This window comes from Parageobacillus sp. NEAU-HV-2 (assembly GCF_059115485.1).
Window position 1 is genome coordinate 182,216 of sequence record NZ_JBXUJJ010000006.1, and the last position, 23,830, is coordinate 206,045.

The 23,830-nt window shown below is 37.4% G+C and carries 22 protein-coding genes and 3 pseudogenes; 8 read left to right on the plus strand and 17 right to left on the minus strand.

Annotation, left to right across the window (positions count from 1 at the left end; all coding sequences use genetic code 11):
- Positions 1 to 60 precede the first annotated feature (60 nt).
- The 3 genes from AC1WMD_RS11905 to AC1WMD_RS11915 all read left to right on the plus strand — a co-directional run bounded on the left by AC1WMD_RS11905 (position 61) and on the right by AC1WMD_RS11915 (position 2,597).
- Positions 61 to 1,269 (plus strand): LysM peptidoglycan-binding domain-containing protein, encoded by a 1,209-nt coding sequence (locus tag AC1WMD_RS11905; protein WP_052351470.1) that lies wholly within the window; start codon positions 61 to 63, stop codon positions 1,267 to 1,269.
- Between the two features lie 162 nt (positions 1,270 to 1,431).
- Complete coding sequence (locus tag AC1WMD_RS11910; protein WP_017434079.1) at positions 1,432 to 1,626, plus strand: hypothetical protein; 195 nt, start codon at positions 1,432 to 1,434, stop codon at positions 1,624 to 1,626.
- Positions 1,627 to 2,033: 407 nt separating this feature from the next.
- Positions 2,034 to 2,597 (plus strand): hypothetical protein, encoded by a 564-nt coding sequence (locus AC1WMD_RS11915; RefSeq protein WP_052351473.1) that lies wholly within the window; start codon positions 2,034 to 2,036, stop codon positions 2,595 to 2,597.
- Between the two features lie 612 nt (positions 2,598 to 3,209).
- Here the strand turns inward: AC1WMD_RS11915 and AC1WMD_RS11920 are convergent.
- Both AC1WMD_RS11920 and AC1WMD_RS11925 read right to left on the minus strand, forming a co-directional pair.
- A complete protein-coding gene (locus AC1WMD_RS11920) occupies positions 3,210 to 3,398 on the minus strand; it encodes a hypothetical protein (RefSeq protein ID WP_043904749.1) in 189 nt (62 codons plus the stop codon).
- A 33-nt stretch (positions 3,399 to 3,431) separates the two neighbouring features.
- Positions 3,432 to 4,178, minus strand: a complete 747-nt coding sequence (locus AC1WMD_RS11925; protein ID WP_043904750.1) for a DUF6946 family protein — start codon at positions 4,176 to 4,178, stop codon at positions 3,432 to 3,434.
- Between the two features lie 177 nt (positions 4,179 to 4,355).
- Between AC1WMD_RS11925 and AC1WMD_RS11930 the strand changes: the two genes are divergently transcribed.
- Both AC1WMD_RS11930 and AC1WMD_RS11935 read left to right on the plus strand, forming a co-directional pair.
- Positions 4,356 to 4,706 (plus strand): site-specific integrase, encoded by a 351-nt coding sequence (locus AC1WMD_RS11930; protein ID WP_494257360.1) that lies wholly within the window; start codon positions 4,356 to 4,358, stop codon positions 4,704 to 4,706.
- 493 nt (positions 4,707 to 5,199) lie between these two features.
- The gene (locus AC1WMD_RS11935; protein ID WP_043904751.1) at positions 5,200 to 6,471 is read left to right on the plus strand and encodes a hypothetical protein; all 1,272 of its coding nucleotides are present in this window, start codon (positions 5,200 to 5,202) and stop codon (positions 6,469 to 6,471) included.
- Between the two features lie 856 nt (positions 6,472 to 7,327).
- Here the strand turns inward: AC1WMD_RS11935 and AC1WMD_RS11940 are convergent.
- The 4 genes from AC1WMD_RS11940 to AC1WMD_RS11955 form a co-directional block, all read right to left on the minus strand.
- On the minus strand, positions 7,328 to 7,735 hold the full coding sequence (locus AC1WMD_RS11940) for a hypothetical protein (protein WP_043904752.1): 408 nt from the start codon (positions 7,733 to 7,735) through the stop codon (positions 7,328 to 7,330).
- A gap of 438 nt (positions 7,736 to 8,173) precedes the next feature.
- Positions 8,174 to 8,596, minus strand: a complete 423-nt coding sequence (locus AC1WMD_RS11945) for an NUDIX hydrolase (RefSeq protein WP_043904754.1) — start codon at positions 8,594 to 8,596, stop codon at positions 8,174 to 8,176.
- An 874-nt stretch (positions 8,597 to 9,470) separates the two neighbouring features.
- On the minus strand, positions 9,471 to 10,535 hold the full coding sequence (locus tag AC1WMD_RS11950; RefSeq protein WP_494257363.1) for an anti-sigma factor: 1,065 nt from the start codon (positions 10,533 to 10,535) through the stop codon (positions 9,471 to 9,473).
- Positions 10,532 to 11,134 carry a sigma-70 family RNA polymerase sigma factor gene (locus AC1WMD_RS11955; protein WP_494257365.1) on the minus strand — a complete coding sequence of 201 codons (603 nt, stop codon included), beginning with the start codon at positions 11,132 to 11,134 and terminating at the stop codon, positions 10,532 to 10,534. Before AC1WMD_RS11955 ends, AC1WMD_RS11950 begins: the two co-directional genes overlap by 4 nt.
- A gap of 211 nt (positions 11,135 to 11,345) precedes the next feature.
- Here AC1WMD_RS11955 and AC1WMD_RS11960 point away from each other — a divergent pair, with 211 nt between their 5' ends.
- Positions 11,346 to 11,840 carry a DUF6803 family protein gene (locus tag AC1WMD_RS11960; protein ID WP_494257367.1) on the plus strand — a complete coding sequence of 165 codons (495 nt, stop codon included), beginning with the start codon at positions 11,346 to 11,348 and terminating at the stop codon, positions 11,838 to 11,840.
- A 149-nt stretch (positions 11,841 to 11,989) separates the two neighbouring features.
- On the opposite strand, the gene AC1WMD_RS11965 is transcribed toward AC1WMD_RS11960, so the two are convergent.
- Together AC1WMD_RS11965 and AC1WMD_RS11970 are read right to left on the minus strand one after the other, a co-directional pair.
- A complete protein-coding gene (locus AC1WMD_RS11965) occupies positions 11,990 to 12,517 on the minus strand; it encodes a hypothetical protein (RefSeq protein WP_129447123.1) in 528 nt (175 codons plus the stop codon).
- A 189-nt stretch (positions 12,518 to 12,706) separates the two neighbouring features.
- Positions 12,707 to 12,929, minus strand: a pseudogene (locus AC1WMD_RS11970) (DUF6262 family protein); the annotation flags it as partial.
- 221 nt (positions 12,930 to 13,150) lie between these two features.
- Between AC1WMD_RS11970 and AC1WMD_RS11975 the strand changes: the two are divergent.
- Positions 13,151 to 14,734 (plus strand): multicopper oxidase family protein, encoded by a 1,584-nt coding sequence (locus AC1WMD_RS11975; protein ID WP_494257369.1) that lies wholly within the window; start codon positions 13,151 to 13,153, stop codon positions 14,732 to 14,734.
- 44 nt (positions 14,735 to 14,778) lie between these two features.
- Here AC1WMD_RS11975 and copZ read toward each other — a convergent pair whose 3' ends face one another.
- The 9 genes and pseudogenes from copZ to AC1WMD_RS12020 all read right to left on the minus strand — a co-directional run bounded on the left by copZ (position 14,779) and on the right by AC1WMD_RS12020 (position 22,900).
- A complete protein-coding gene (copZ, locus tag AC1WMD_RS11980) occupies positions 14,779 to 14,982 on the minus strand; it encodes a copper chaperone CopZ (protein ID WP_129447124.1) in 204 nt (67 codons plus the stop codon).
- 20 nt (positions 14,983 to 15,002) lie between these two features.
- Positions 15,003 to 17,399, minus strand: coding sequence for a heavy metal translocating P-type ATPase (locus AC1WMD_RS11985; protein ID WP_494257371.1), 2,397 nt, complete (start codon positions 17,397 to 17,399; stop codon positions 15,003 to 15,005).
- A 15-nt stretch (positions 17,400 to 17,414) separates the two neighbouring features.
- Positions 17,415 to 17,753 (minus strand): metal-sensing transcriptional repressor, encoded by a 339-nt coding sequence (locus AC1WMD_RS11990; protein WP_043904762.1) that lies wholly within the window; start codon positions 17,751 to 17,753, stop codon positions 17,415 to 17,417.
- Positions 17,754 to 18,088: 335 nt separating this feature from the next.
- On the minus strand, positions 18,089 to 18,301 hold the full coding sequence (locus AC1WMD_RS11995) for an SHOCT domain-containing protein (protein ID WP_043904763.1): 213 nt from the start codon (positions 18,299 to 18,301) through the stop codon (positions 18,089 to 18,091).
- A 22-nt stretch (positions 18,302 to 18,323) separates the two neighbouring features.
- Complete coding sequence (locus AC1WMD_RS12000) at positions 18,324 to 19,055, minus strand: urease accessory protein UreH domain-containing protein (protein WP_043904764.1); 732 nt, start codon at positions 19,053 to 19,055, stop codon at positions 18,324 to 18,326.
- A gap of 116 nt (positions 19,056 to 19,171) precedes the next feature.
- Positions 19,172 to 20,139 (minus strand): annotated as a pseudogene (locus AC1WMD_RS12005) (F510_1955 family glycosylhydrolase).
- A gap of 117 nt (positions 20,140 to 20,256) precedes the next feature.
- The gene (locus AC1WMD_RS12010) at positions 20,257 to 20,838 is read right to left on the minus strand and encodes a TVP38/TMEM64 family protein (protein WP_043904766.1); all 582 of its coding nucleotides are present in this window, start codon (positions 20,836 to 20,838) and stop codon (positions 20,257 to 20,259) included.
- A gap of 12 nt (positions 20,839 to 20,850) precedes the next feature.
- Entirely contained in the window at positions 20,851 to 21,522 is a 672-nt protein-coding gene (locus AC1WMD_RS12015; protein WP_494257375.1) for a response regulator transcription factor, read from the minus strand.
- A gap of 7 nt (positions 21,523 to 21,529) precedes the next feature.
- The gene (locus AC1WMD_RS12020; protein WP_494257377.1) at positions 21,530 to 22,900 is read right to left on the minus strand and encodes a sensor histidine kinase; all 1,371 of its coding nucleotides are present in this window, start codon (positions 22,898 to 22,900) and stop codon (positions 21,530 to 21,532) included.
- A gap of 771 nt (positions 22,901 to 23,671) precedes the next feature.
- Here AC1WMD_RS12020 and AC1WMD_RS12025 point away from each other — a divergent pair.
- Positions 23,672 to 23,830 (plus strand): annotated as a pseudogene (locus AC1WMD_RS12025) (IS256 family transposase); the annotation flags it as partial.

The following is a 23,830-nucleotide window of genomic DNA, read 5'->3' on the forward strand; positions in this document are numbered from 1 at the left end:
GCCTAATTTTCTCTTTATACAATACGAATATATAAATCTACTTCATAGGGAGAGAGCGGCATGAAAAAAAGAACATGGACAGCGGGATTAGCATTGTTACTATTGGCGAACGGAATTGGACATGTAAGCGCTGCCGAGCCAACCTATACCGTTCGTCCGGGGGATAGTTTATGGAAAATCGCCAATACAAACCATGTTACCGTTTCTGATTTAAAAAATTGGAACGGTCTGCACAGTGATCTCATTTATGCCGGGCAAACATTGTTATTACAGCCACCGCATGAACAAACGGTGACATATACCGTAAAGCCAGGGGACAGTTTATTATCGATCGCAAAAAAATACGGAGTATTGATTGCAGATATTAAACTGCAAAATGGACTAACAAACGACATGATCCGTGTCGGACAAACATTAATCATCCCAAAAGAAAAAGGGACCTATACTGCACATACGGTTCAAGCCGGTGAATCACTCTCCACTATTGCTCGAGATTATAGTGTATGGCTCACCGACCTAAAAATATGGAATAAGTTGCAATCCGATACTGTTTTCGTAGGGCAAAAACTATTTGTGGCAAAACCAACAGGGACATCATCGGAATCTTCTAATCCTCCTTCTACAGCAACCAATCCTACAGCAAAAACACCAGAAGCGGTAATCTATACGGTTCAGGCGGGAGATAGTTTGTATAAAATTGCTGCGAAGTATGGAGTAACAATCGAACAATTAAAAACGTTAAACCAGTTGCCATCGAATATCATTTATGTCGGACAAGTATTGAAAATTACGGACGGACAACTGCCACAGCCAGCGGCGCCAGACCGGCTGCAAGATGGCATCTTTCCGTTAAAACAGGGGACGTACACACCGTTTGGTGATACGTACGGAGAAAGCCGAAAATATGGGAGCAACCGTGTTCACGAGGGAACGGATATCTTTGCGGCCAAAGGCACACCGATATACTCCGCTACTGACGGTACGGTGATTCGTAAAGGATGGAGCGAGTTGGGAGGATGGCGCCTTACTATTCAAACAAGCGAGGGAATCGCACTTTATTACGCACATATGGAAAAATATGCGGATTCTATTGCGCTTGGACAAAAAGTGAAAAAAGGACAACTTATCGGCTATGTAGGCAATTCAGGGTATGGGCCGGTCGACACAACCGGAAAATTTGACCCGCACTTGCATTTCGGCATGTATGATGCGAACTGGAATGCGATTAACCCATACACATACTTAAAGTATTGGGAATGGAAGATGTAAAACAACTAACAGGTCTCCGGCATCAGTCCGGAAACCTGCTTTTCTTTTCTAGAACGTTTTTCGTGCAAACCGCTATTCAGAAAATGTTAACATAATTGTAACAGTTTAAACGTTTGATGAAAACAGATTTTGATTATAATAGATAATGGGGAGGTGAAAAAGGTGAAACAGTATGTCTTCTCATTCTACACAGAACAAGCAAAACCAGTTGTATGGGAAGAAGCGATTTTGGCGTCTGGAATGATGGAAGCCTTTTCAAAAGTAAAAATGTTAATGGCGAAATACAAGCGGGAAAAAGGTGTGCCAATCCGTGTAAAATACAAAGGCGTTCGCTACCGTCATACCGATATTGCCTAATGAATCAACACGGAAGGATGATATCATGATTTCCCTACTGCAACGACAATGCAGCGGGTAAACGTGCAGCGTTCCTGGATCAATTGAGGAACCGCTGCACGTTTTTATTTATTCGATAAATATGGTTTTAGCCATTTGACAAAAACATCGCATACCATCGCGGAATAATCAGATGAAGGGGAAAATCTTGCTTGAAGAGAAGAGGAGCGCTGTCATAGGCAATCATAGGCAATAGGCATAGGTGATTCGAACGGCAGGATCCGCGCATACATATATACGTGCATACATACAGTTTAATATTTAATATATTTAATATTTTTGAACGAAGGTCTTGCGCTGATTATGTTGTCTATGCGCAAACGCAAATGGTAGAATGGTAAGAAAAGATTATGAAAGGGGCTATTTTCATGAATTGGAAAAAAGTGATTGGTTGGATATTGGGGATTGTTGTCGGTGGCGGCGTCATTGTTGCATCCCTTGCCTTTTATGTATTCATTGTGTTAGGGAACTTGGACAAAGGAAAATCAATCGTGAAGAAACCCGACAACGAATCGTCGGTTGTGGAAGCGTCGGCAAACGAATCGGAAGACGTTGACAAAAAAGTCGTGAACGAACCCGTTGACAAAGCGGTTGTGACGCTTGCGGACGGAACAGACGGACATTCGTTCATTTCCAAATATCACGAATTCTACAATGACACGCTTTGTTGGGGAAGAATTGACACGGCGTCATATTCGGAACAAGCGCAAACAGCAAGAGAAATCCTTCAATCGTTAGAAGGCGTCAAGATAACGAACAAGGACATTGCGAAAGACTTCGAATCTATTAAAGAAAACGCAAAGATTGTTGTGAAAGAAGACAACCGTGAAGCAATGCGTCAGCTTCACCGATTGTTTCACGACTTGGATATTTACTTCAACGGGTATGACTATCACCAAACATTCGGAGTTACAGAATTCACGGGCGAATAAAATGTCCGTGTTTTATATTTTTATATAATGTAAACTTCCGTTCATATCGTTTCCCGAAATCCACATCAATACACTATCTGAGCGGCCCCTAGCTGCACGCTTGACAGAGACAAAATTTTCCTTTTGTTTGTTTACCAAAAGAGGGAGGATTGAATTTTTACCCGATGATTTTCAGCGCATTCCAACATCACAAGCGTTGTTTTTTTTGGGAAATTATTTCCATTGGTACTGGCGAATTAAAAAGGGGTTACCAAACCCATATACATATGACGGAAATGGGAATTTGAGATCAGAAAACAATCAGACTTGTCACAGTAAAAAATGTTTTACATGTTTTTAATAAGTATGTATTTCAATAATAATAAGGACGTATTTTCGAAGCAAAATTCGCATTCCTTTTATAATTTTCTTGCTTTGATGCTCATGGTAATAGTAATTATGATATACAATACAGCCAAAACTGAACTCGATTTTTTCTTTTTTGTCTCAATAACACTAGTTTACTTTATATTGAAACAGATTAATCCTTAACTTCCTATAATTTATGTTATGTCAACTAACTAATTTCCGCCCAAATGGAGGTTTTCTTCTCTCAAGTGCCCATAAAATCAATTATCCCGTACTTGTTAACTTAATTTCTTTTAACCATGTATTGACTTGACTCCACATCCATGCCTTGTCTATATCATTAGGTGACAATAACGGTTCTCCTGTTCCGCCAAAAGTATCTCTTGCTTTCCAGCGAGTTAACAACTCATTTTGATATGGTACAATCACCTTTTCAATTTCTAAAATTTCCACTCAATTACCTCCCATGTAATCATCTCATCTAAGCTATAAAGTCAAATTTGTTTTTACCTTACCAATTAGCAAAGGAATTTCCTTTGAAATATTACTTCCACCTGATACAAAAATCGGACCAAACAATGTCCCATAATTTAATTCAATCGACGTATTAACCAAGCTACTCACAAATTGATTTAAATCGCTACAATTTTTTCGGGTCTTCTTTGGAGATGTTTTTGAGGATAAGAATTCATGAACAATAAATACAGCTAACTTTGCATTTCGGTTCTTTGCTTCAATTAAAGTACCGCCAATTCCATACAGCAATTGATATCGTAGTTCTCCCACGTCATTTTTGGCAAAAAGAGCTTCTTTTAGCTCTATAATCCTTTTCTCTATATTTGAACCTTTAGGATTTTTACTGTTTAGACGTTCTCTAATGGTTAGTCCAAACGGTTCATCTGCTTTTGCTTCGATTGAAATCACAACATTTTCCCCATTATTTTTAGCTAATACAAAAAGATCGTGTTTTCTTCCTTTCCCATAACCATCTAACTTTGTTTCGTATTCTGGAATGGCATATTCAACTTTTAATCCTCTGGTTAACGGATGACTTTCAAGAATAGTATTAATTTCAAAAGGGACTTCTGCTTTCCCATTTCTCAACCACGCCTTGGCTAACTCCTTTGCACTCCTTCCATCAACCCAATGAATATCTTTCGAAGCTGGTGGAGAAAGTTTTTTCCATTCTTCAACAGAGCTAATAATCTCCCCCGACATAGTTCTTATTAACATAAAATCTCCCTCCCGATCACATAAGATAGATTTTATATCGTGTACTTCTCCCTATTAAGTTGACAATTATTATTGGTGCTGTTCCAATAAGTTTGATGGACATCCGGATAACTATCAGGTACGGTCCATGATTTGCGGGTGCGTCCTCATAACCAATTTTTATGGAGGTCGCTCCGTATGAATTTTACACAGGCAGCTGATGATTTTTTGATGTATTTGGAAGTTGAAAAAAACTGTTCGCATAATACACTACGCAGCTATGCTTATGACCTGAAATGTTACAAAGAATTTTTAATTAAGCAAAACAGATCGCTTGATTTACACGATTTAACACCTTCCACAAGCCGCCGCTTTGTTCAAGATCAAGTAATCAATCATGGTATTAAACCACGAACTTTGCAACGACCCATTTCATGTTTAAAATCATTCAGCCAATTTTGTTCGAAGGAAAATTATACCCAAGTTGACTTCATGGCAGGAATTCAGGTGCCTAAGGCTGATAAAAAATTAGACGAACTAACGAACTAAAGAAGTTATTTCATTACTTGACTTGGAAAATGATAATAACCGATTGGCATACAGAAATCATCTGCTTTTTAAATTGTTTGCTACGACCGGAATGCGCAGACAGGAAGTAGTTGATTTGAAGTGAAAGCAGGTTGACCTTAATAACAAAACAATCCGAATATATGGAAAAGGCAATAAAGAGCGTCTTCTCCCCCTTCACCCTATTGTCATACCTTTATTTCATGAATAACATTGTTATAGCTTTAAAAGTTTTCTTTCATAGTAACCACAAGAGTTTTCGCATACCCATGCTTCGAACACATCTACATAAAACGAACCATCCTCTAGTTCTTCAACGATATCCCAGTAATCATCAAGAAGTAAGCTTCCGCAAAGAGGGCATATTTTTAAGTTAGACATAAGAAACATCCCTTTCAAATAATTCTAAAGGAATTTTTTAGTTTTCATTGAATTTATTACATAATATTATAATGCGAGAAAGGAGTATTTAAAAATGGACCATTTAAATTACTTTTTCCCTTATGAACGTAAAGATGCGCATCATGAAGACCAGTTAACTAGAGCATTTTTAGTTACTTTGAAGCTGGTGCCCCTTATTCAGCATATGTTTATTGAGATGATAAGAGAGAAAATGTTTGAGAAAAATGTAAATCATGAAAATATTGTTCCTTCATTAGTAAGCGCAGAATACAGGATTGAAAGAATTGAAACGCAAGTGAAGAAAATAAACCAAGATAGCGGGAAATTAGTATCTATTCTCATATCAGATGATGAATTTATTACAGATCACAAAGTACATAACTCGGAAAGAGATGCCGTTTATGATGGGGTAATTTACTATAAGCCTGATTTTATTTTCATAATTGAAAACAAACCAAATAAAGAACATGTATGGGTAGAACAATTAAATCCTAGCCTCCCAGCAGATACACAGATAATTATAGAAGAAACACCCATTTGTTTGAGTTGGAGGAATATCATTGAACGAATTAATCGTTTATTAGATAAAGATTTAGTAACCGGTACTGAAGCGGCTTTGCTTAGTGACTTTCTTCGTTTTATAGATAAGAAATTTAAGTTTTTAAATCCTTATACCACTTTATCCGTTTGTAAGGATGATGAATATTTACTTAAACAACGATGCATTTCAATTATGGAAGATTTAAACCTAGGTCCCGTTGACTATCATAAATCATGGAAAAACTATATTTTAGTCGACTATGGTCCAGTTAAGCAAATTGCTGTTGCTCCGAATTTTAAGGATGATGGAGAATGGTCTATTGAATTAGAATTTTATGCGGGAGATACAATGAATCAAGCGAGAACATTTTTTAATAATGTTGATGTGGATGAACTACTTGCTCTTGAACACAAAGGGTGGAGTCTTGAACCGAATTTTCATTTTGCTTTTCAAGGGACCAATCTTCTTTATCCAACCACTCGGGTAGGAATAAGGGATTATATAGAATTTTGGAAAGATAAAGAAATAAAACAGCTTAATAAAGCAAAAATAAATGAGTATCAGTTATTCATAAATGAACTTATTCAACACAATATGATGACTCCAGATGATAAAAATAAACTGGTTGAGTTGTTTGATAATACTGAAAGGCAGACTTTAAATGTATGCCCCGGATTATATTTTGGTTACCGATGGTCAAAATCAGAAGCAATAAAGTTAGATAGTGCAGGACAGTTAACAGATGCAATAAAGGAAAAAATTCAGGAAGCTACCAGAACTTGGGGTCTTTCCTTGGTTCGATAAAAATAATAAAGAGGGTGTTCCATCACCTTTGGACACCCTCTTCTATTCTACCAGCAAAGCAAAAAAATAGGCTAAACCTAATTAGTAGGTTACTTTAAGTAATAAATAAATCTTCAATATATTTTTTTGTTTTCTCGTAATTACGAGTGAATTTATGTGTGATGACTATTTTAAGAACTTTTCTGTATGGCGATGCATCTTTTTCTAGATATTCTTTCCAATGATATGGGATGTTTAAACGATTAAATTCTTTTGGTCGATTTGAATGTTAGACGTTTTTAACATATATTTTTAATATGTAATTATTTCATCCATCATTTTTTTAAATCGTCACTCATCCAACCGCTCCTTTGCATTGTGTATACCTTTATCTGTTAATTTACTATCTATTACAACAACTAAGATCATTGGTTATACTGTTATTTTATCATTTGTTTTTCTTCACCTATCCTTACCCTTTAGTTAAATGAGGATATAATATATAAACGCCGGCTTGCTTATTTTGATAAAGTGGCTGATTAGCCCCCTATTCGTTCCTGAGTAGCGGTACGAATGTAAAAAAGCCATTGGTTTGGATTGAAAAAACTGAAGAAGGAAATATCGTAATTAGAATTGTATAAATATTATTAGCAGGCTATCCTCTTGGGAAGCCTGATTTTTGTCATCCAATCTCATTTTATTATACTGCACTGTAGTGTAGAGAATTTTATTCTTAAACAGGTGGATTGAATTACGTTAAAAGATGATGCGATAGTGCACATTTTCACACTCTGAATAAAGATTATTGTTATAGACGATATACCCCTTTTCATGTCAGCTTTATGTTTCTGAAAGTAAAATGGAATTGGCCGAAAAACTAACCATTCAACATTAGTAACTTTTCTAATTCTAAATATTCTCCTTCTGTTATCGGAAAATAACTTAATCCTTCATGTGGCCTGAAAGTTGGTACTATGCTTCTAATTTCTCTAATGCCTAGACCATAATCTGCTTTAAATATGGTTTCTACCGGTAAGCATAAAGGAAACCTCCCTGTGGGTGAAAATCTCAACTTACCTTCTTCCCAAGTACCAGTTACTTTGTTAATCGCCATAATCCTTTGATACTCAGTTATATAAATAAACATTTTCGAGCCTATAGGTATATCAAATTTCTGGTCATATTTTGCTGGAAATCCAACTCTTACTTCTGCTAATGGATCTTCAAACCAGCCCGGCCAAACTAATTTAATGCCAAACATTCCATCTACTAATCTTGCTTTCATTAATTTATCACCTCATTTATAATACCTTTACAAAATATCGACAAACACATAACTATCCGAGTTTTTCTTCGATTACTATTGTTACAGTTGCACAACAAATGCTAGTTATCATTCCTAAATTTTCCATTACAACAAAAGTATTATCTACAATTCCACTTTTTCTTTTTTTGTCATCCAATTTGATTTAGATTTGTTGATTATTTAGCACATAGTTCTATTTTTTGCAATTTCAACTTTTTATCAAAATTAGCTTGGCTGTTTCCTGTGCTCCTACCCCGGTTTGAAAATGTCTGAATAAGGTACTTTAGTTGTTGATAGCATTTACCGTCCTCCATGTAAATTTTGGGCAAACTTAACAAACCTTTTTGTTTGGATAGTACGGTCCGCGGATCTTGCTCGGCATTAACTGAACTCATTTAGCTATCTTCCATCTCTAGTCTATACCCATTCTTCCAACGAAAACACGCCATTTCTTTCAAAGTCGTGAAGAATGGCCGGAGGTAGCAGTTCTCGCGATTGTTCTTTAGTTGACCAGCGATAATCGATATGTTCTTTCGAAAGAACGACCTCATGATGATCGCTTTTGCATAAGTATGTAAGAATGACAACTTGTCGCGTTGCGTGCGTTTGAAACGTCGTCGCATATAAAATCCGCTCCACCGTCACATCCAATCCAACTTCTTCTTGGATTTCTCGCAACAGCGCCGTTTCTAAATCTTCTCCAAAGCGTATTTGCCCTCCGACTAACTCCCACGTTCCGCCGCCCACTTCATCATCATGAGCACGTTGTACCGTTAACACCTTGCCTTTGTGTAAAATAAATCCTTTCAAAACTACAAGAATTTCATTTAAACTCGTCATTTCAAGCACCTTTCCTCATTATGAATATAAACACGGCTGCTTTCGCTCGATTAACGAATTAAGAATTTACAAACTAATTTCATTTTTGCATCCATAGAATAATCTAAATGTTCTAGTAAAATATATCAAGATAAATTTGGGATATTTGGTATTTGTTTTATATATATGCATCTATGTCTTTTGCAACACGTTCCTATATTGAAAAAGGACAGCCTTAAATTGGACTGTCCTTTTCGCTTTTGCCGCAGTAAAGTTACGGCTTGTAGTTAATGCCTATGCCAAACAAAATCATTTCCATACAGGTAACGATGAGGATGATGTGAAGGACACCACCTAAATATGAGTAGAACCGATCTTCTTTTCCTGCTCTATATTCCATAAAAGTAAATATAATCTATGTATTGATATAGATTATCTTGTCCCATAAGGCTTGATATGGAGCCTCTGCGTGCATCGAGGACTGCAGAACAAAGGGAGTTCCCAGAGCTTTCTGTTTTACCAGACGGAAATATGAATTTTAACATAGGAATTCGTAAGTGTTTTAACATGTGAATTTGCAAGGTGACAGTTTGTGATTTCCATGAGTTTTCTTATGGCTGATAGTTAATTCCTATGCCAAACCAAATCATTCCCATACAAGAAACGATTAGGATGAAGTGAAGGATGCCGCCTAAATATGAGTAGAATCGATCTTCTTTTAAGAGGCCAAGCAAGCATATGAGCAATCCGAACAATGAAATCCAAATGTAACTGATATCAAAAACAGGGATCTCCGCTATAATTTGTACATTTAACAAAATAAGAAAAAATATAGCCACCAATGTATTTAGTATATTGATTCTTACCATTCTCATTTTCGACCATTCCCCCTTTTCTATGGCAAATGGATCTGACCTAATCGAATCACGTTGACTTCCTTCATCTTTTCTAGAGACAAAACATCTTTGGCGGTTCCTGTCATAGCGATTCCATAAATCTTCAATTCCTTATGTTTTTTTATCCATTTTAGTCGCTCGGCCATCTTTAAGTCTTTGTATTCCGTTAGTTGTGTTGCCCATTTTTCGTTTTTGCTCAATAGTTCGAGCCCTTTGACTACTTCTTCGTAATCAGTAAACGAGCGATTGAATACAGAATTTACATGCACTTTTTTGTATGGAAAGCCAATTGCTGGTGTTTGGATGAAATCTAAATCATTCCTCATCTGTTCCTCTACACCTGTGTCCAACGCAAGCCATGTCATATTATATCCTTTGAATTTTTCATTTATTTCTTTTAAGGAATAGGACTGATTCAGGGAAATATAGATTTCAACCGGCCAATCGCTCGGGAGAGATTCAATTTTTCTTCGTTCGTCAGGTAAAAAGTATTTGGCTTTCGGATGAATAAAGTTGATCCCAATGTGATGAATCGAATACCCAATCGCTCGATAATTCGATTCTTTAGCAAACACATCATTTAAAAATAGTTTGTAAGTATCCTTGCCTATATAACTTCTTTTATCATCAATCAATTTATATTTGTCGGTCGTGACAGTCATAGTAAAAGGCTTGATCTCATCATCCACCGTATCGTAATCTACATACACATTTGGCACTGTCATTTCACTCACCGTTTGAATGGTTTCAATAAATTCGTTCCCTCTGTTATGATCTCGCCCCCAGCCGTAATAAACAAAAGTAAACATAGTCAATAAGGGAACAATCGTGAGTATAAACGATACAACAAGCAGCGTATTTCTAAAAAAGAATTTTTGTTGGGCCTTTTTCATCATTTTTGCAAGATCGGGTTCCTTCATCCCTTCATCATGAAGGGTTTCATGGAGAAATTCATTGTATACGTCAAAACTTTCTAGAAGCTCCTCTATTTTCTGTTCTTCCTCTTTGCTTAGTGTGCCATTTTGATATTTCTGCAATAATTGTTTTAACTCGTCTTTTCTCATCCCTTCACCTCATTGCGTAATCGTTTTTCTAATTCCCGCCTGCCCCGAAACACAAGGCTTTTTAAATAAGGGAGTTTTACGTTTAACAGCTCCGCCGCTTCTTTGTAGCTAAATCCTTTTATATCGACGAGCATAATGGCTTTTTGTTGCAGTTCTTTCATGTTGGACAAATGTTTATAAATCAACTCTAGCTCATATTTTTGCAAAAACGCGTTTTCCGTTTCTAATAATGGATCTAGCTTTAACGACGCAAAGAAATCATCCACTTGTACAAGCTGCATCTTTTTTGCTTTTCTGCAGTGGTCGATGAAGGTATTATAAGCGATCCGGTAAAGCCATGACTTTATTTGTACTATGTCGCTTATGCCGCTTACATGTAAATAAACCTTATAAAATGTTTCCTGCAGGAGATCCTCTGCCAAATGATAATCATTGGTTAGTCTATACAGATAGTGAAAAAGGGATTTGGAATACAAGCGCATAAGTATATCGAACTCGAAATTATTGGCAATGGTTTCCACCCTCCTTCCGCTATAAAAGACGCATAAAAAAATAAAAATGTTTCTGTTTTTCCAAAATTTTTTATGAAACATATGCATTAATTAGAAAAATCATCGGACATCATTTTGAAACAGCATCCATACATACTTTAATTACTTCTATATAAAGCGGTTATCATATCTTTGCTATCCATATATGTAAAGGATTCGGTGAATCTTGTCACAAATTATTCTTAAATTTTCCAAAGAAAATGCACAAATTGTGATTAAGGTTAATAGATGTGGATGTATAAATGCAGGAGGTGATTAGATGAATATGACGCATTACATGGAACTGTTAGCGGTGAATCAACCTTGGAATTTGATTTTATTTATGGCTATTCCCGTTGCTCTTGCGGAGACCATTGCAATAACGGAGCTGGCAATTCTTTTTACTCGCCGTTTCGATGGAATGATCCGTAAAATCAACAAAATATGCAGCATCATTGTTGGTGTCTACTTTTTAGGAATTTTTATTTACTTATTGGTGAGTGCCGTCATTCCATTCACATTGAATGGGGAATGGCGCGGATGGATTGATATTATTGCGGTAGGATTTTATTTAATGGGCGTCATTCCGTTATTGGGATTAAGTCTAATCGATTTAGGCATAATCGGGCGTAGATGGAGCGAGGAACAAAAGTTGAAATATCATTCCACTTTCGTTGGTATATTTCTAGTAGTAGCTCATATTGCCATGATTTTTGGAATGCTCGATCCATCGATCGGCGGCGACCATGCTCATCATATGCATATGCATATGTGAAAATAAAGGAGGGTGTCCAAAAGCAATCACTTTTGGGACACCCTCCTCACATTTCTAATTCAGCTTATTGCAGAAACGATTCCCGATCGTGTAAGAAATAAAACGTCAATCAAGGCATATTTAAATTCACATTTTGTTTAATTAGCTTCTTACTTCTTAGAAAAGCCTGTGATTGTAAAACAAGTAATAAACGCAACTGTTGTAACTATTATGCCGAATACTAAACCAATAATCCCCCCTATACAAGTATCTTCGCTTGGATAAGAAGATTTCATCGTTACTAACTGATAAGCTAACACAAAAGTCAAAAAAACATAAAAACTACTCCCTAAAAACCCCATCTTTAAACGATTGCTTTTCGTACCTTGCCATGCATTATTAATTAATACCCATGAAAAGATGCTTCCGACTACAGCCAAAAACATGACAATCAAATGAACGAACGGAATTGAAAAATATAACAATAAGTAAAGTACAAGACCGGTAGAAAAAAACAGAACAGCATTAATTGCAAACAAGAATATTCCACCTAACCAATGATTTTGAAACCACTTAGCACTTTTCAGCTTATGAACCACTTTATAATCGTCACCAATCATTCCTGTTATTGGTTTTTTTAGGAATATAACAACTAATACCCCAAGAATACCGATAAATAAGATTAAGGTAAAGGACATGATATTCCCGCCCCCAATACAAAATTCTCTTTATCATCTTTATACATTGTACAACAAATTTATGGATATCTGGTATTAATTTCTATATAATAATAGTAAACACCTTTCCTCGAACGCTTCTACCGCTTATTCAACCTTCCTGTTCTTTAGTTAAACAATGAAGAGAACATTGTTCCCCTGCCAAACAGTTTATATATTTTTATAAACCTCTGGGTAAAGCTACTTTCAACTGTCTCCGTAATTGCTTATTTTCATCTTCTAACTTTTTGATTTTTCGTTTCTGCGATTCAATAAGTGCGTCTTTGTTGTCCTCATTCATTTTACGCCTTTATTGTTTCGCTGTAGGGGCTTAACGTAAGGTTTCAATACGCTTACGCAGTTCGGGATGGTTATACAGTGTTGCTTTCGCTACACATAAAGCTTATATACAAAAATGGGCGAACAAGCTATTACCTATATCCGCAATTAACCGGTTGGTAATAGCTTGTCTTTTTTATTTCGTATCTCCCATTAATATCAAACAATACTTTGTGCAAATTTGCTTAATAACTCTTTTCTCCATAAATTTTGCACATTTATTTTCTATGATGATATTAGCATTTCAATCACATGTTTGTTTATGGAGGGAAATACATGAAGAAATTATTGGTTGGAACTATTTTAGCGGGAGTTGTTGCTATTGGTGCAGCCTGCTCAAATAGTACTTCGCACAGTTCCATGCAGGGGCACGATATGTCAAACATGAATATAGAGAAGGAAAACACTACCAAGTACTCCAGTAAGCAACTGCCTTTAGCAACGAAGACAAAAGTTTTATCCGGTAAAGAGTTTTATCTAACCGTTAAAGAAGCATTATTACAAATAAATGATAAAGTAAAACTTCCGGTCTACACGTACAATGGATCTGTGCCCGGGCCGCAAATTCGTGTGAAACAAGGCGATCGAGTAATAATTCATTTTAAAAATGATTTGCCAGAACCGACGACGATCCATTGGCACGGCTACCCTGTTCCGAATAGCCAAGATGGAGTTCCGGGTGTCACGATGAACGCGATTAAACCGGGTGAAACCTTTACGTATGAATTTACTGCAACCGTACCGGGAACATATTGGTATCACTCCCATCAAGAAAGTGCGAAACAAGTGGACAAGGGGCTATACGGTACATTAATCGTAGAGCCTAAGAATGAGGAAAAAGTAGATCGAGACTACACACTTGTGTTAGATGAATGGATGAGCAATCCAGATGAAGGAAATATGCATATGAGTGGAATGGATCATAGCAATATGGGACACGGAAATAGCTCGAATAACCAACATATGGATATGAGCAGCATGGGCCATGATATGAGTATGTATGATATTTTCACGATTAACGGGAAAAGCGGTTCCGCTATAGAACCTTTAAAAGTGAAGAAAGGCGAAAAAGTGCGACTTCGCCTTGTAAACGCAGGATACATGTCCCACAAACTTCACCTGCATGGTCATGAGTTTAAAATTGTCGCAACTGACGGGCAGCCGTTAAAAGATCCGCAACCAATCAAAGATGAACTTTTAAATATTGCTCCGGGTGAACGTTATGATATTGAATTTATCGCGAATAACCCGGGTGAATGGTTATTAGAATGTCATGGTGATATGGAAGGTACCGATGGCATGAAAGTGAAAATTCAATACGAAAGCCAGACAAACAATACGGATAAAGAAAATGCAAAAAAAGACCTCCCTATCGTTGATATGACAAAATACGGAAAACATGAATTAGGTCCATTTACGTTAGACCAAAAATATGATGTAGAGTACACCATGGATTTAGGAACAGCGATGGGCAAAGATGGCATGATCTTCACGATTAATGGGAAAACTTATCCTGAAACAGCACCTGTAAATGTGAAGAAAGGAGATCTAGTAAAAGTAAAATTAGTAAACAATTCACCGAAAGATTTACATCCTATGCATTTACACGGACACTTCTTCCAAGTATTAAGTAAAAATGGCAAACCAATTACAGGTTCTCCATTGATTAAGGATACCTTGAATTTAAAACCGGGTGAAGAATATGTAGTCGCATTTAAAGCTGACAATCCGGGAAATTGGATGTTCCATTGCCATGACTTGCACCATGCTTCAGCCGGAATGGTTACAGAAGTAAAATATAAAGATTACAAATCTGACTATACACCCAACCCGAATGACACAACAAATAAACCTGAATAACAATGATAAATCCCCTCCAAGTAAAACTTGGAGGGGATTTTATGTTACTTCACATCGTAACCTTGCTCTTCAATCGCTTCTTTGAGTTTTTCTAAACTTACCTTTGTTTCATCATAATCTACATCCACAGTACCTTCTTGCAGATGTACTTCTACATTTTGTACTCCGTCTAGCTCTTTAAGAGCATTCGTCACTGCCATTTTGCAATGGCCGCAAGTCATTCCTTTTACACGTAATGTAATGGTCATCATCGATTCCTCCTTATTCTTTATATTTTCACGCGTTTCAAACGAAGCGCGTTTGTCACCACAGATACGGAACTGAACGCCATTGCCGCTCCGGCAACCCAAGGCTCCAATAATCCAGCGGCAGCTACAGGAATGCCAATGGTATTATAGAACAAAGCCCAGAACAGGTTTTGCCGAATGTTTTTCATTGTTTTGCGGCTTAACTCAATCGCTTTCGGGATATGGGCTAAATCTCCGCCGACCAAGGTAACATCGGCCGTTTCGATGGCGACATCCGCTCCTGTGCCAATTGCCATACCAATATCCGCTTTCGCAAGAGCTGGAGCGTCATTAATTCCATCACCGACCATTGCCACTTGTTTCCCCTGTTTTTGCAGCTCCTCGACGATTTTCGCTTTGTCTTCCGGAAGCACCTCTGCATAAACATGATCGATGTGTACTTGGTTTGCGATCGCTTCCGCTGTACGTTTGTTGTCACCCGTTACCATGTACACTTCTATACCCATTTGTTTTAATGTTTGAATGGCTTCTTTGGAGCTTTCTTTTACCGTATCAGCGACAGCAATGATGCCAGCAAGCTGCTCGTCAATAGCAACTAACATGGCAGTTTTTCCTTGTTTTTCAAGCTCTATCATTTTATCTTCATGCATAGAAATCTCTACAGAGCGTTCCTTCATCAGCTTTCGCGTTCCAACAAGGACATTTTTTCCATCAATGGTCGCTTCAATTCCGTGACCGGTAATCGCGGAGAAATGCTCCAGTGGCTTAACAGAAATCGCTCGTTTCTTCCCATATTCCACAATCGCATGAGCCAATGGATGTTCCGAAGCGCTCTCGGCGGAAACGGCATAATCGAGCATGTCTTCTCGGAATTCCAGCACATCTGTTACTTCTGGTTTTCCTTTTGTCACTGTTCCTGTTTTATCCAGTAATACTGCATTGATTTTATGCGTTCCCTCTAGGTACTCACCTCCTTTAAAGAGGATTCCTTTTTCTGCGCCTTTGCCTGTACCGACCATAATGGATGTCGGTGTTGCAAGGCCAAGCGCACAAGGACACGCAATAACAAGAACCGCGATGGCCACCTCAAGCGCTTTTGGTAAGTCACCCGGCGCCACAAAGAAGTACCATATAATGAATGCAACGACAGCAATTCCTACAACAATTGGTACGAAAATACCCGAAATGACATCAGCCATACGCTGAATAGGCGCTTTCGAGCCTTGTGCCTCTTCTACGATTTTAATGATATTGGCAAGTGCTGTATCTTTCCCAACCTTTTCTGCCCGAATGGTTAGTACACCATTTTTATTAATGGTTGCTCCGATGACAGAATCGCCTTCCTTCTTATCAACAGGAATGGATTCACCAGTAATCATCGATTCGTCTACGGAAGATACTCCGGCGATGACGGTACCGTCTACCGGGATTTTTTCTCCCGGCTTGACGAGAATGGTATCACCTATCACCACTTTTTCAAGTGGAACTCTTATTTCTTCCCCATTACGGATGACAGTAGCTTCCTTTGCCTGCAGGCTCAACAGTTTAGAGATGGCTTCCGTTGTTCGCCCTTTCGCCAACGATTCAAAGTATTTTCCGACAAGGACAAGCGTAATCAGCACGGCACTTGTTTCAAAATACAATCTTGGCATATATTCGGGATTTCCTAATGTTTTGAAAGCCTCATATAAGCTGTAAAAGTAAGCTGCCGATGTTCCAAGCGACACTAGTACATCCATGTTGGCACTCTTGTTTCGTAATGCCCGGTACGCCCCTACATAGAAGGGACCGCCGATGTAGAACTGAACGGGTGTAGCCAAAAGAAGCTGGAACCACGGATTCATCAACATACGCGGCATCGGTAAGCCTATATCAAACGGCATATGAGCAATCATCGTATAAAGCAGAGGCATCGATAAGATGATGGAAATGGCGAGTTGCCGTTGTTTTTGTTTAAGCAATTCTTCTCTCCGGCCTGCATGATCTTGTTCTTCGTTTCGTATCTGCCCCTTGTACCCAAGCTTTTTGATTTTCTCTAAAATGTCTTCTACAGATACAATGCCTTCCTTGTATTCTACAACAGCGCTGTTTGTCGCCAAGTTTACAGCAGCGCTTGTAACACCTTCCATACGATTTAACCCTTTTTCAATCCGTGCCGCACACGCTGCACATGTCATCCCTTCAATATCTAGCGTCACCTTTTCAGTTGCAACTCCATACCCCAAGTTCTCAATTTTCTTTTGGATATCGGCTATGCTTTGTTTCGATGGATCGTATTTAATCGTTGCTTTTTCCATCGCCAAATTGACATTCGCCTCTACCCCATCCATTTTGTTCAACACTTTCTCAATACGATTGGAACAAGCGGCACATGTCATGCCGGTTACCTTCAGTGTCACGGTTCTTTGTTCACTCATCCATCTTTCCCTTCCTTACTTTGAGAATTGCTTAATAACGTCCATCAATTCCCGAATGGATTCTTCTCCGCTTCCTTCTCGGATCGCCTTGGCAACACAATGATTGACATGACGTTCCAGCAAGTTCAACCCGACTTTGTTTAACGCGGCTTGAATCGCGGAAATTTGCACTAAAATATCAATACAGTACCGATTGTCCTCGACCATCTTTTGCACCCCGCGTACTTGCCCTTCAATACGCTTCAATCGCTTGACGATGCTTTCAATCTCTTCTTCGGTTCGCGGAACCATTTTGGCATTTATATCGTTGTTTTCATATTGATTTTGATTCACTGGTATCACCTCAATGATCATCTTTTAAATACATTATACCGGTAACGGGTATAAAATACAATTGATATGATTGGCGGTAAAAAATATATTTCTTTAAAGGATATCGTTAAAATACCCTTCTTTTTTCCCATATTTTAATAACGATTTTAAACTAAAGAAAAGAAAAATACATGAAATATAAGAAACCAAGTTGAATGAGGATAAGAGGTTATTATGTTCAAAAAAGCTACAAACGAAAGAAGCTGTTGACAATACTCTTATCAACAACTTCCTTCATCTATATAAAATTGAAATAGGGGGAGACAATTGTAAATCACATTTCTGATGCTTGATATAATGAAAGAGGCTAGATTTTACTATAGCTTTTTGGATAGCTGTTCAAATTCATCTAAAGTGATCTCTCCTTTGGCTAATCGTATTTTTAATATTTCCATCGGAGATAACTCTTCTTTACGGTCATTGATAAAACGATGTAAGAGATAAAAACCAATGGCAATTAATACAACCCAGAATAACATCATCCCGATCATCATAGCCGAACCTCCAAACATCGTATGAAAAATTCCCATTTCACTTTCCCCTTTTCTAACTTTAAAACCAATAAGTAATAGTGTCTAATATGCCAAGTAAAATCATCACGATTCCAGCTGCTTTCTGAACGAACCTTCCTGCTTGTTTTCCTTTTTTCATTAGAGTGCCGCTAAATCCTAAGTACCAAAGGATGAGGATGAATAAAATAACAGGTACAGAGGTTCCGACGGCAAAGACACTCGGTAATAACACTCCATAAGACGTTGAGTATACCAGAGGCATTAGAGTAACAAAAAATAGAACAAACATGGTTGGACAGAAAGCTAATGAAAAGCCAAAACCCATTAAAAAGGAGCCTATTTTTCCTTTCTTTAAAAATCTCTCAGGGATTTTGAACAAGGTTACGTTCCAATACATTTTAAAAAGCCCTAACAAGTATAAACCTACAAGAATGAGAATGGGACCGATCAGCTTTCTTAACCACGGAAAATATAATGTTAGTGCACTTTGAATCTCTTTCCCCATCAGCCAAACGATGAAACCTAAACCGGAAAAAGCAATGATTTTACCCAAAATAAATAGGAGCAACTCTTTCCACGCAATCCCTTTTTGCAAGGACTGATTACTGTACAATGTGATCGCTCCCAAGTTGCCAGTGAGCTGACATGGAGCCATCGCTCCTACAATGCCAAGAACAAAAGCTGATAAAATGGGAATAGCTGTCGTGCTATTTGCAATATTGAGAAACGGTTGGCTTAGAAGGTTGCTTATTTGGCTCAAGAACGAATACACCCTTCTTCTCACCTTCTTCTCTATCTGATGTCTATATTGTAGCAATAAATTTTGCAGAAATTATGGAGTGGTATATTTTTAAGTAAGCAAAAAGACATGCCCTCGCATGTCTTTTATTAAAAAATTTTCCCTTTCGATGCTAGTCTTGTCCAGCTTTCACCGTTATTTTTTGTGATGAAAATATCCCCGTTCATGGTGGCGATCACAATTTCCTTCTCATCTGTCGGATTAGAGGCCATATACATGATATGGTCTTTTTCATCGAGTTTAGGAACAGAAAGGACTTCCTCCTGTTTTGAATCTAATGATTGTTTTATAAGTACAGGCTTATTGTTCTCTACAGCAGCAAATAAAATGGATTTTTCTTGGAACACAAAAGTCGTCGTATCGATCTTTCGAGTAAACCGTTCAAACGTATTCCCATTATCTTTGGAGACAAAAATTCCTTCAGGCGTACTAATTCCGACCATATTTTCGTCCGTTGGGTGGGCAGCAATCGTTCCTACAGCAGTTTGTGGTAGACCGTTTAATTGACTTGGCGACCACGTTTTGCCGTCGTCTTTACTATAAAATAATCCTTGTCCTAGCTTTTTGTTTTCTTCTTGATTAACGACATAAATCGTATGGCTTTTATAGCCAACTGTCATATAATGAAAATCAGATTCTTTATAAAATCCTAGATTCATCAACGTTTGTCCATTATCAAAACTTTTTACAAGACCAAGAGGATTTCCTAAAGATGAACCTTCTTCTGGATGCCCCGATGAATAAAATCCATCATCTGTGGCAGAAAAGCCCATATAATCATGTTTATTGGAAATCGTTTCATACCACTTATTATTTTGGTAAACAAGTAAACCTTCGTGTGTAGCAAAGTAAATCGCATTTTGGTTGCCTGCATAACCGATTCCATGTAAATGTTCGAACTTTCCTTCTTTCTTTTCCTTAAAGAAAGGATTATTTGTAACAGATATGTTGGATTTTGCTTGTTCTTTGCTCGTAATAAAGGCTTGTTTTTTTCATTGGATGATGAACAAGCGCTTAGAAGAAAAATGGCCGATGTAATCATAATGGCTTTCGTCATTTTTTTTCATTGCTGATACTCCTTTTTGTGTATTGAGTAAACATAGTATATTTTATAGCAGAAAAATTTGCAGAATTAATGAAGTTTGTTTCTTTGGATATGATATTTTATTGCTCTTTATAAATCCCTTTCAATTTTGTTCGTTTGAGCCTTTTTTCGATTGATTTTCTTCCAAGTAAAAAGGAATAAACAAACAGACAAAAATGTTAATATTACTTTCCCTTGCCATGTCCAATTCATCAATTGGTAAACGGAATAAGCTTCTAATAATAATGCTGGTATCTTGCCAAGCGAGCTGGCAATGATAAAGACCAGTAAGGACGTTTTTCCTACCGCCGCAACAAAAGTCACTACTCCTGACGGAACAAAAGGAAGAAGCCGCAAAGATAGAACAAGAAAAAAGATTTCTAAACCTTTTGCTTCAAGCAAACGTCTGACTTTTGGGTGGGAAAATAACTTGGATTCAGAAAACTTCTTGAATCCTTTACGATATAAAATAAAGGAGATAATTGCTCCGATTGCTTCCCCTGCAAAAGATAAAAAGGTACCTTTCCAAAACCCGAACACGGCCAAATTGGCAGCCGTTAGAAAAACGCTTGGTACAATTCCTAAAATACTGATTATAATATTTATAGCGATACTAATGAGATAAGAAACATTTTCATATGTGTTGAGTAGTGTAATGATTTGCTCTTTCATCCTCTTCTTACCTTATTCCTCCCATTTATATCCTACGCCCCAAACGGTTTGCAGAAATTGATCGATCGGAAAACCAGCTTGTCTCAGCTTTTCTCTAACATTTTTGACATGAGAGTCTATTGTACGCTCTTCTGTATTTGCGTTATAGCCCCATAAGGACACGATGATTTGTTCTCTGCTAAGCACTCTGTTTGGATTTTTCAGAAAAAGTCCTAATACAGCAAACTCTTTAGGTGTTAGACAAATAGGGTGGTTTTTATATTGAACTTTATGCTGGTCTTCATCCCACACTAAACCTTGAAACTCAATTTTCGAATGTTTTCCTACTGAACGGCGTAGTACAGCCTCGATGCGCGCCAGCAGTTCGGATTCGTCAAACGGCTTCGTAATATAGTCATCCGCTCCGATTTTCAGTCCTTGGACGATATCCGTTGTTTGATCACGTGCTGTTACCATGATGATCGGGACGTTAGAAAATTCCCGAATTCGCTTGCACGTTTCCCAACCATCCATCTCTGGCATCATAATATCCAGCAAAACTAAATCCACTTTGTTATTCTCTAAGTACTGTATCGCTGATAAGCCGGACTCACATTTTACACAATGATATCCTTTAGGCGAAAGATAAAGATCAAGTAAATCTAACATTCGTTTTTCATCGTCAACCAGTAAAATCGTGTACATGCTATGCTCATCCCTCCGGCAATGTAATAATCATGTTTGTTCCTTTTCCATATTCACTTGCGGCGTAAATCGATCCTCCGTGCGCTTCCACAATTTCCTTGGCGATGGCCAGCCCCAGTCCTGTTCCGCCGCTGGTTCTTGATCTTGATTTATCCACTCGGTAAAACCGTTCAAAAATATGCGGCAAATCCTCTTCAGGGATCCCTCTGCCTTCGTCTGAAACAATAATCACAATGTTGTTTTTCTCTGTTCTTACATCAATAGACACGGTAGAACCTTGATCGGAATATTTTAAAGCATTGTCCAACAAATTCATCATCACTTGCTCAAAACGTTTTTGGTCAATATGGACGGTAATGTTTCCATCACAGTAATATACAAGAGACATTTTTTTAGCCTGAAACGCAGGATGCATTTTGTCATGCAATTTTTTTAAGAAAGAACATAAGTTTGTAGGTTCCTTATGGATTTGAAAGGAATGTTGATCCATCTTCGCTAATTCAAAAAGATCCTTCACCAGCTTTTGCATATGCTCTGCTTCTTCGTAGATAATGGACAAATATCGATTTCTCTCCTCTTCCTCCATGTTTGGTCTCCTAGCTATATCCGCATACCCTTTTACATAAGTGAGAGGGGTACGAAGTTCATGAGAAATACTGGCGAGAAATTCGTTTCTTTCTTTTTTTAAGTATTCTAAATCCCTCGCCAATGTTTGAATGGCTTTCCCTAATTCCGCCAATTCGTCCTCCCCTTTTATTTGCAGACGAACAGAAAAATCACCTTTACTCAATTTTTCGGTCGCCTCTTTCATACGAATGAGAGGGATGGTAATAACTCTTGATAAGAAAGCAATCGTAATAATGGTTAAAAATACAGAAAGAATTCCAACCATAATGAAATGATGCTTTAACTTATAAATCATGTTTTGAATGGAATCCGTATTTTGAAACATATAGACATACCCTTTGATCTTGCCGTCAATCCGAATCGGGCTTACTGTTGAAATATGCGACTCTTTCTGCCAATTTTTTTGCACAATCATTCCACTATGGGGAATGTTTTTATTTGCTTTTTTTATGATTCTTTTAGCAAATGGTAAAATATGATCTGAAAAATACAATATCTTCTCCTTGTCATTGGTAATAACGACGTCCGTCTCCGCTTCAGACTCCATCATGGTGACATGTTCTAACGTAGAAGGGTTATAACTTTTTTCTAACACATCACGGTGGCTGTTCCCTCTTGCCAACAGCTGTTCAAATTCCTCATTAATTCGAGAATGAACCAAAGTAACATATAATGACGCAAATAAAATCGTCTCTATTCCTAATACGAATACAAAAAATAATAGTCCTAATTTAAACGAAATTTTTCTCACTTTTGTCCCTTCCTTATCAGCTCATTAACTAGTTTAGAAAAGCTGTTTCTTGATCTCTTTTTCGTTTATTCGGAGCGATTAAATCTCTCTGAATTGACATATTGGTATTTAAAACTAAATCGTTGAGACTTAAAACTTTGGAATGTTCTCCTTGTTTATACCTTTAGACGATTTATAAAGGAGAAGTAATTTTTATTTTATCAACTAAATTTGCAGAATTTATGGATTTAAATAAATTGTAACAGTCAGGAACGTAATCGCATAATTCGACAAGGAAGAACTTCCCTATCTACATACTGTATTCATGTCTCTTTACATTACCGGAAGACAGTATTTGACCAAAAGAAAACGGACCCGTTTTTTGGTCCTTTTATACATCTTCTTCAACTGACTCACTCGTTAGCCACCCATGCCGCATTTCGCGTCACCACAGACGATGGAAGTTAATTCATTCTTCCATGGGAATTGAGTAAGAAAAAAATTATACCTATTTTTTGACTCCTTTAGTAGCAGAAGTATCAATTCTTTTTTTCTTTCCTGTTTCTTTCGCAATGTGTGTTAACTTTGATTCAAGGTAATTTCTTATTTCTTCTACATTTAACTCTCTTTTAGGAAAATTATATAGGCACTAACTGAGCTATTATATATATTTGTCCTCTTCGTAATTGATGATGTATAAAATTTTGTGTCAAGCATTTGGCTAGACCAAAAGAAAAAGGTAGGGTATTCTCTGATTTGGCCAAAAATCTTAGAGAAAGGAGAACCCTACCTATGTCTAAAAGTATACCGAATTTAGACTGGCTCAATCAACTGGAAAACGCCATTCGTCAGTTTGTAAAGGAAAAATTAGAGTTGATCATGAAGGAAGAAATTCAGAGTTTCCTCGAAATTGAACAGAAGGGAACGTCGAATAGAAGAAACGGCTATTAC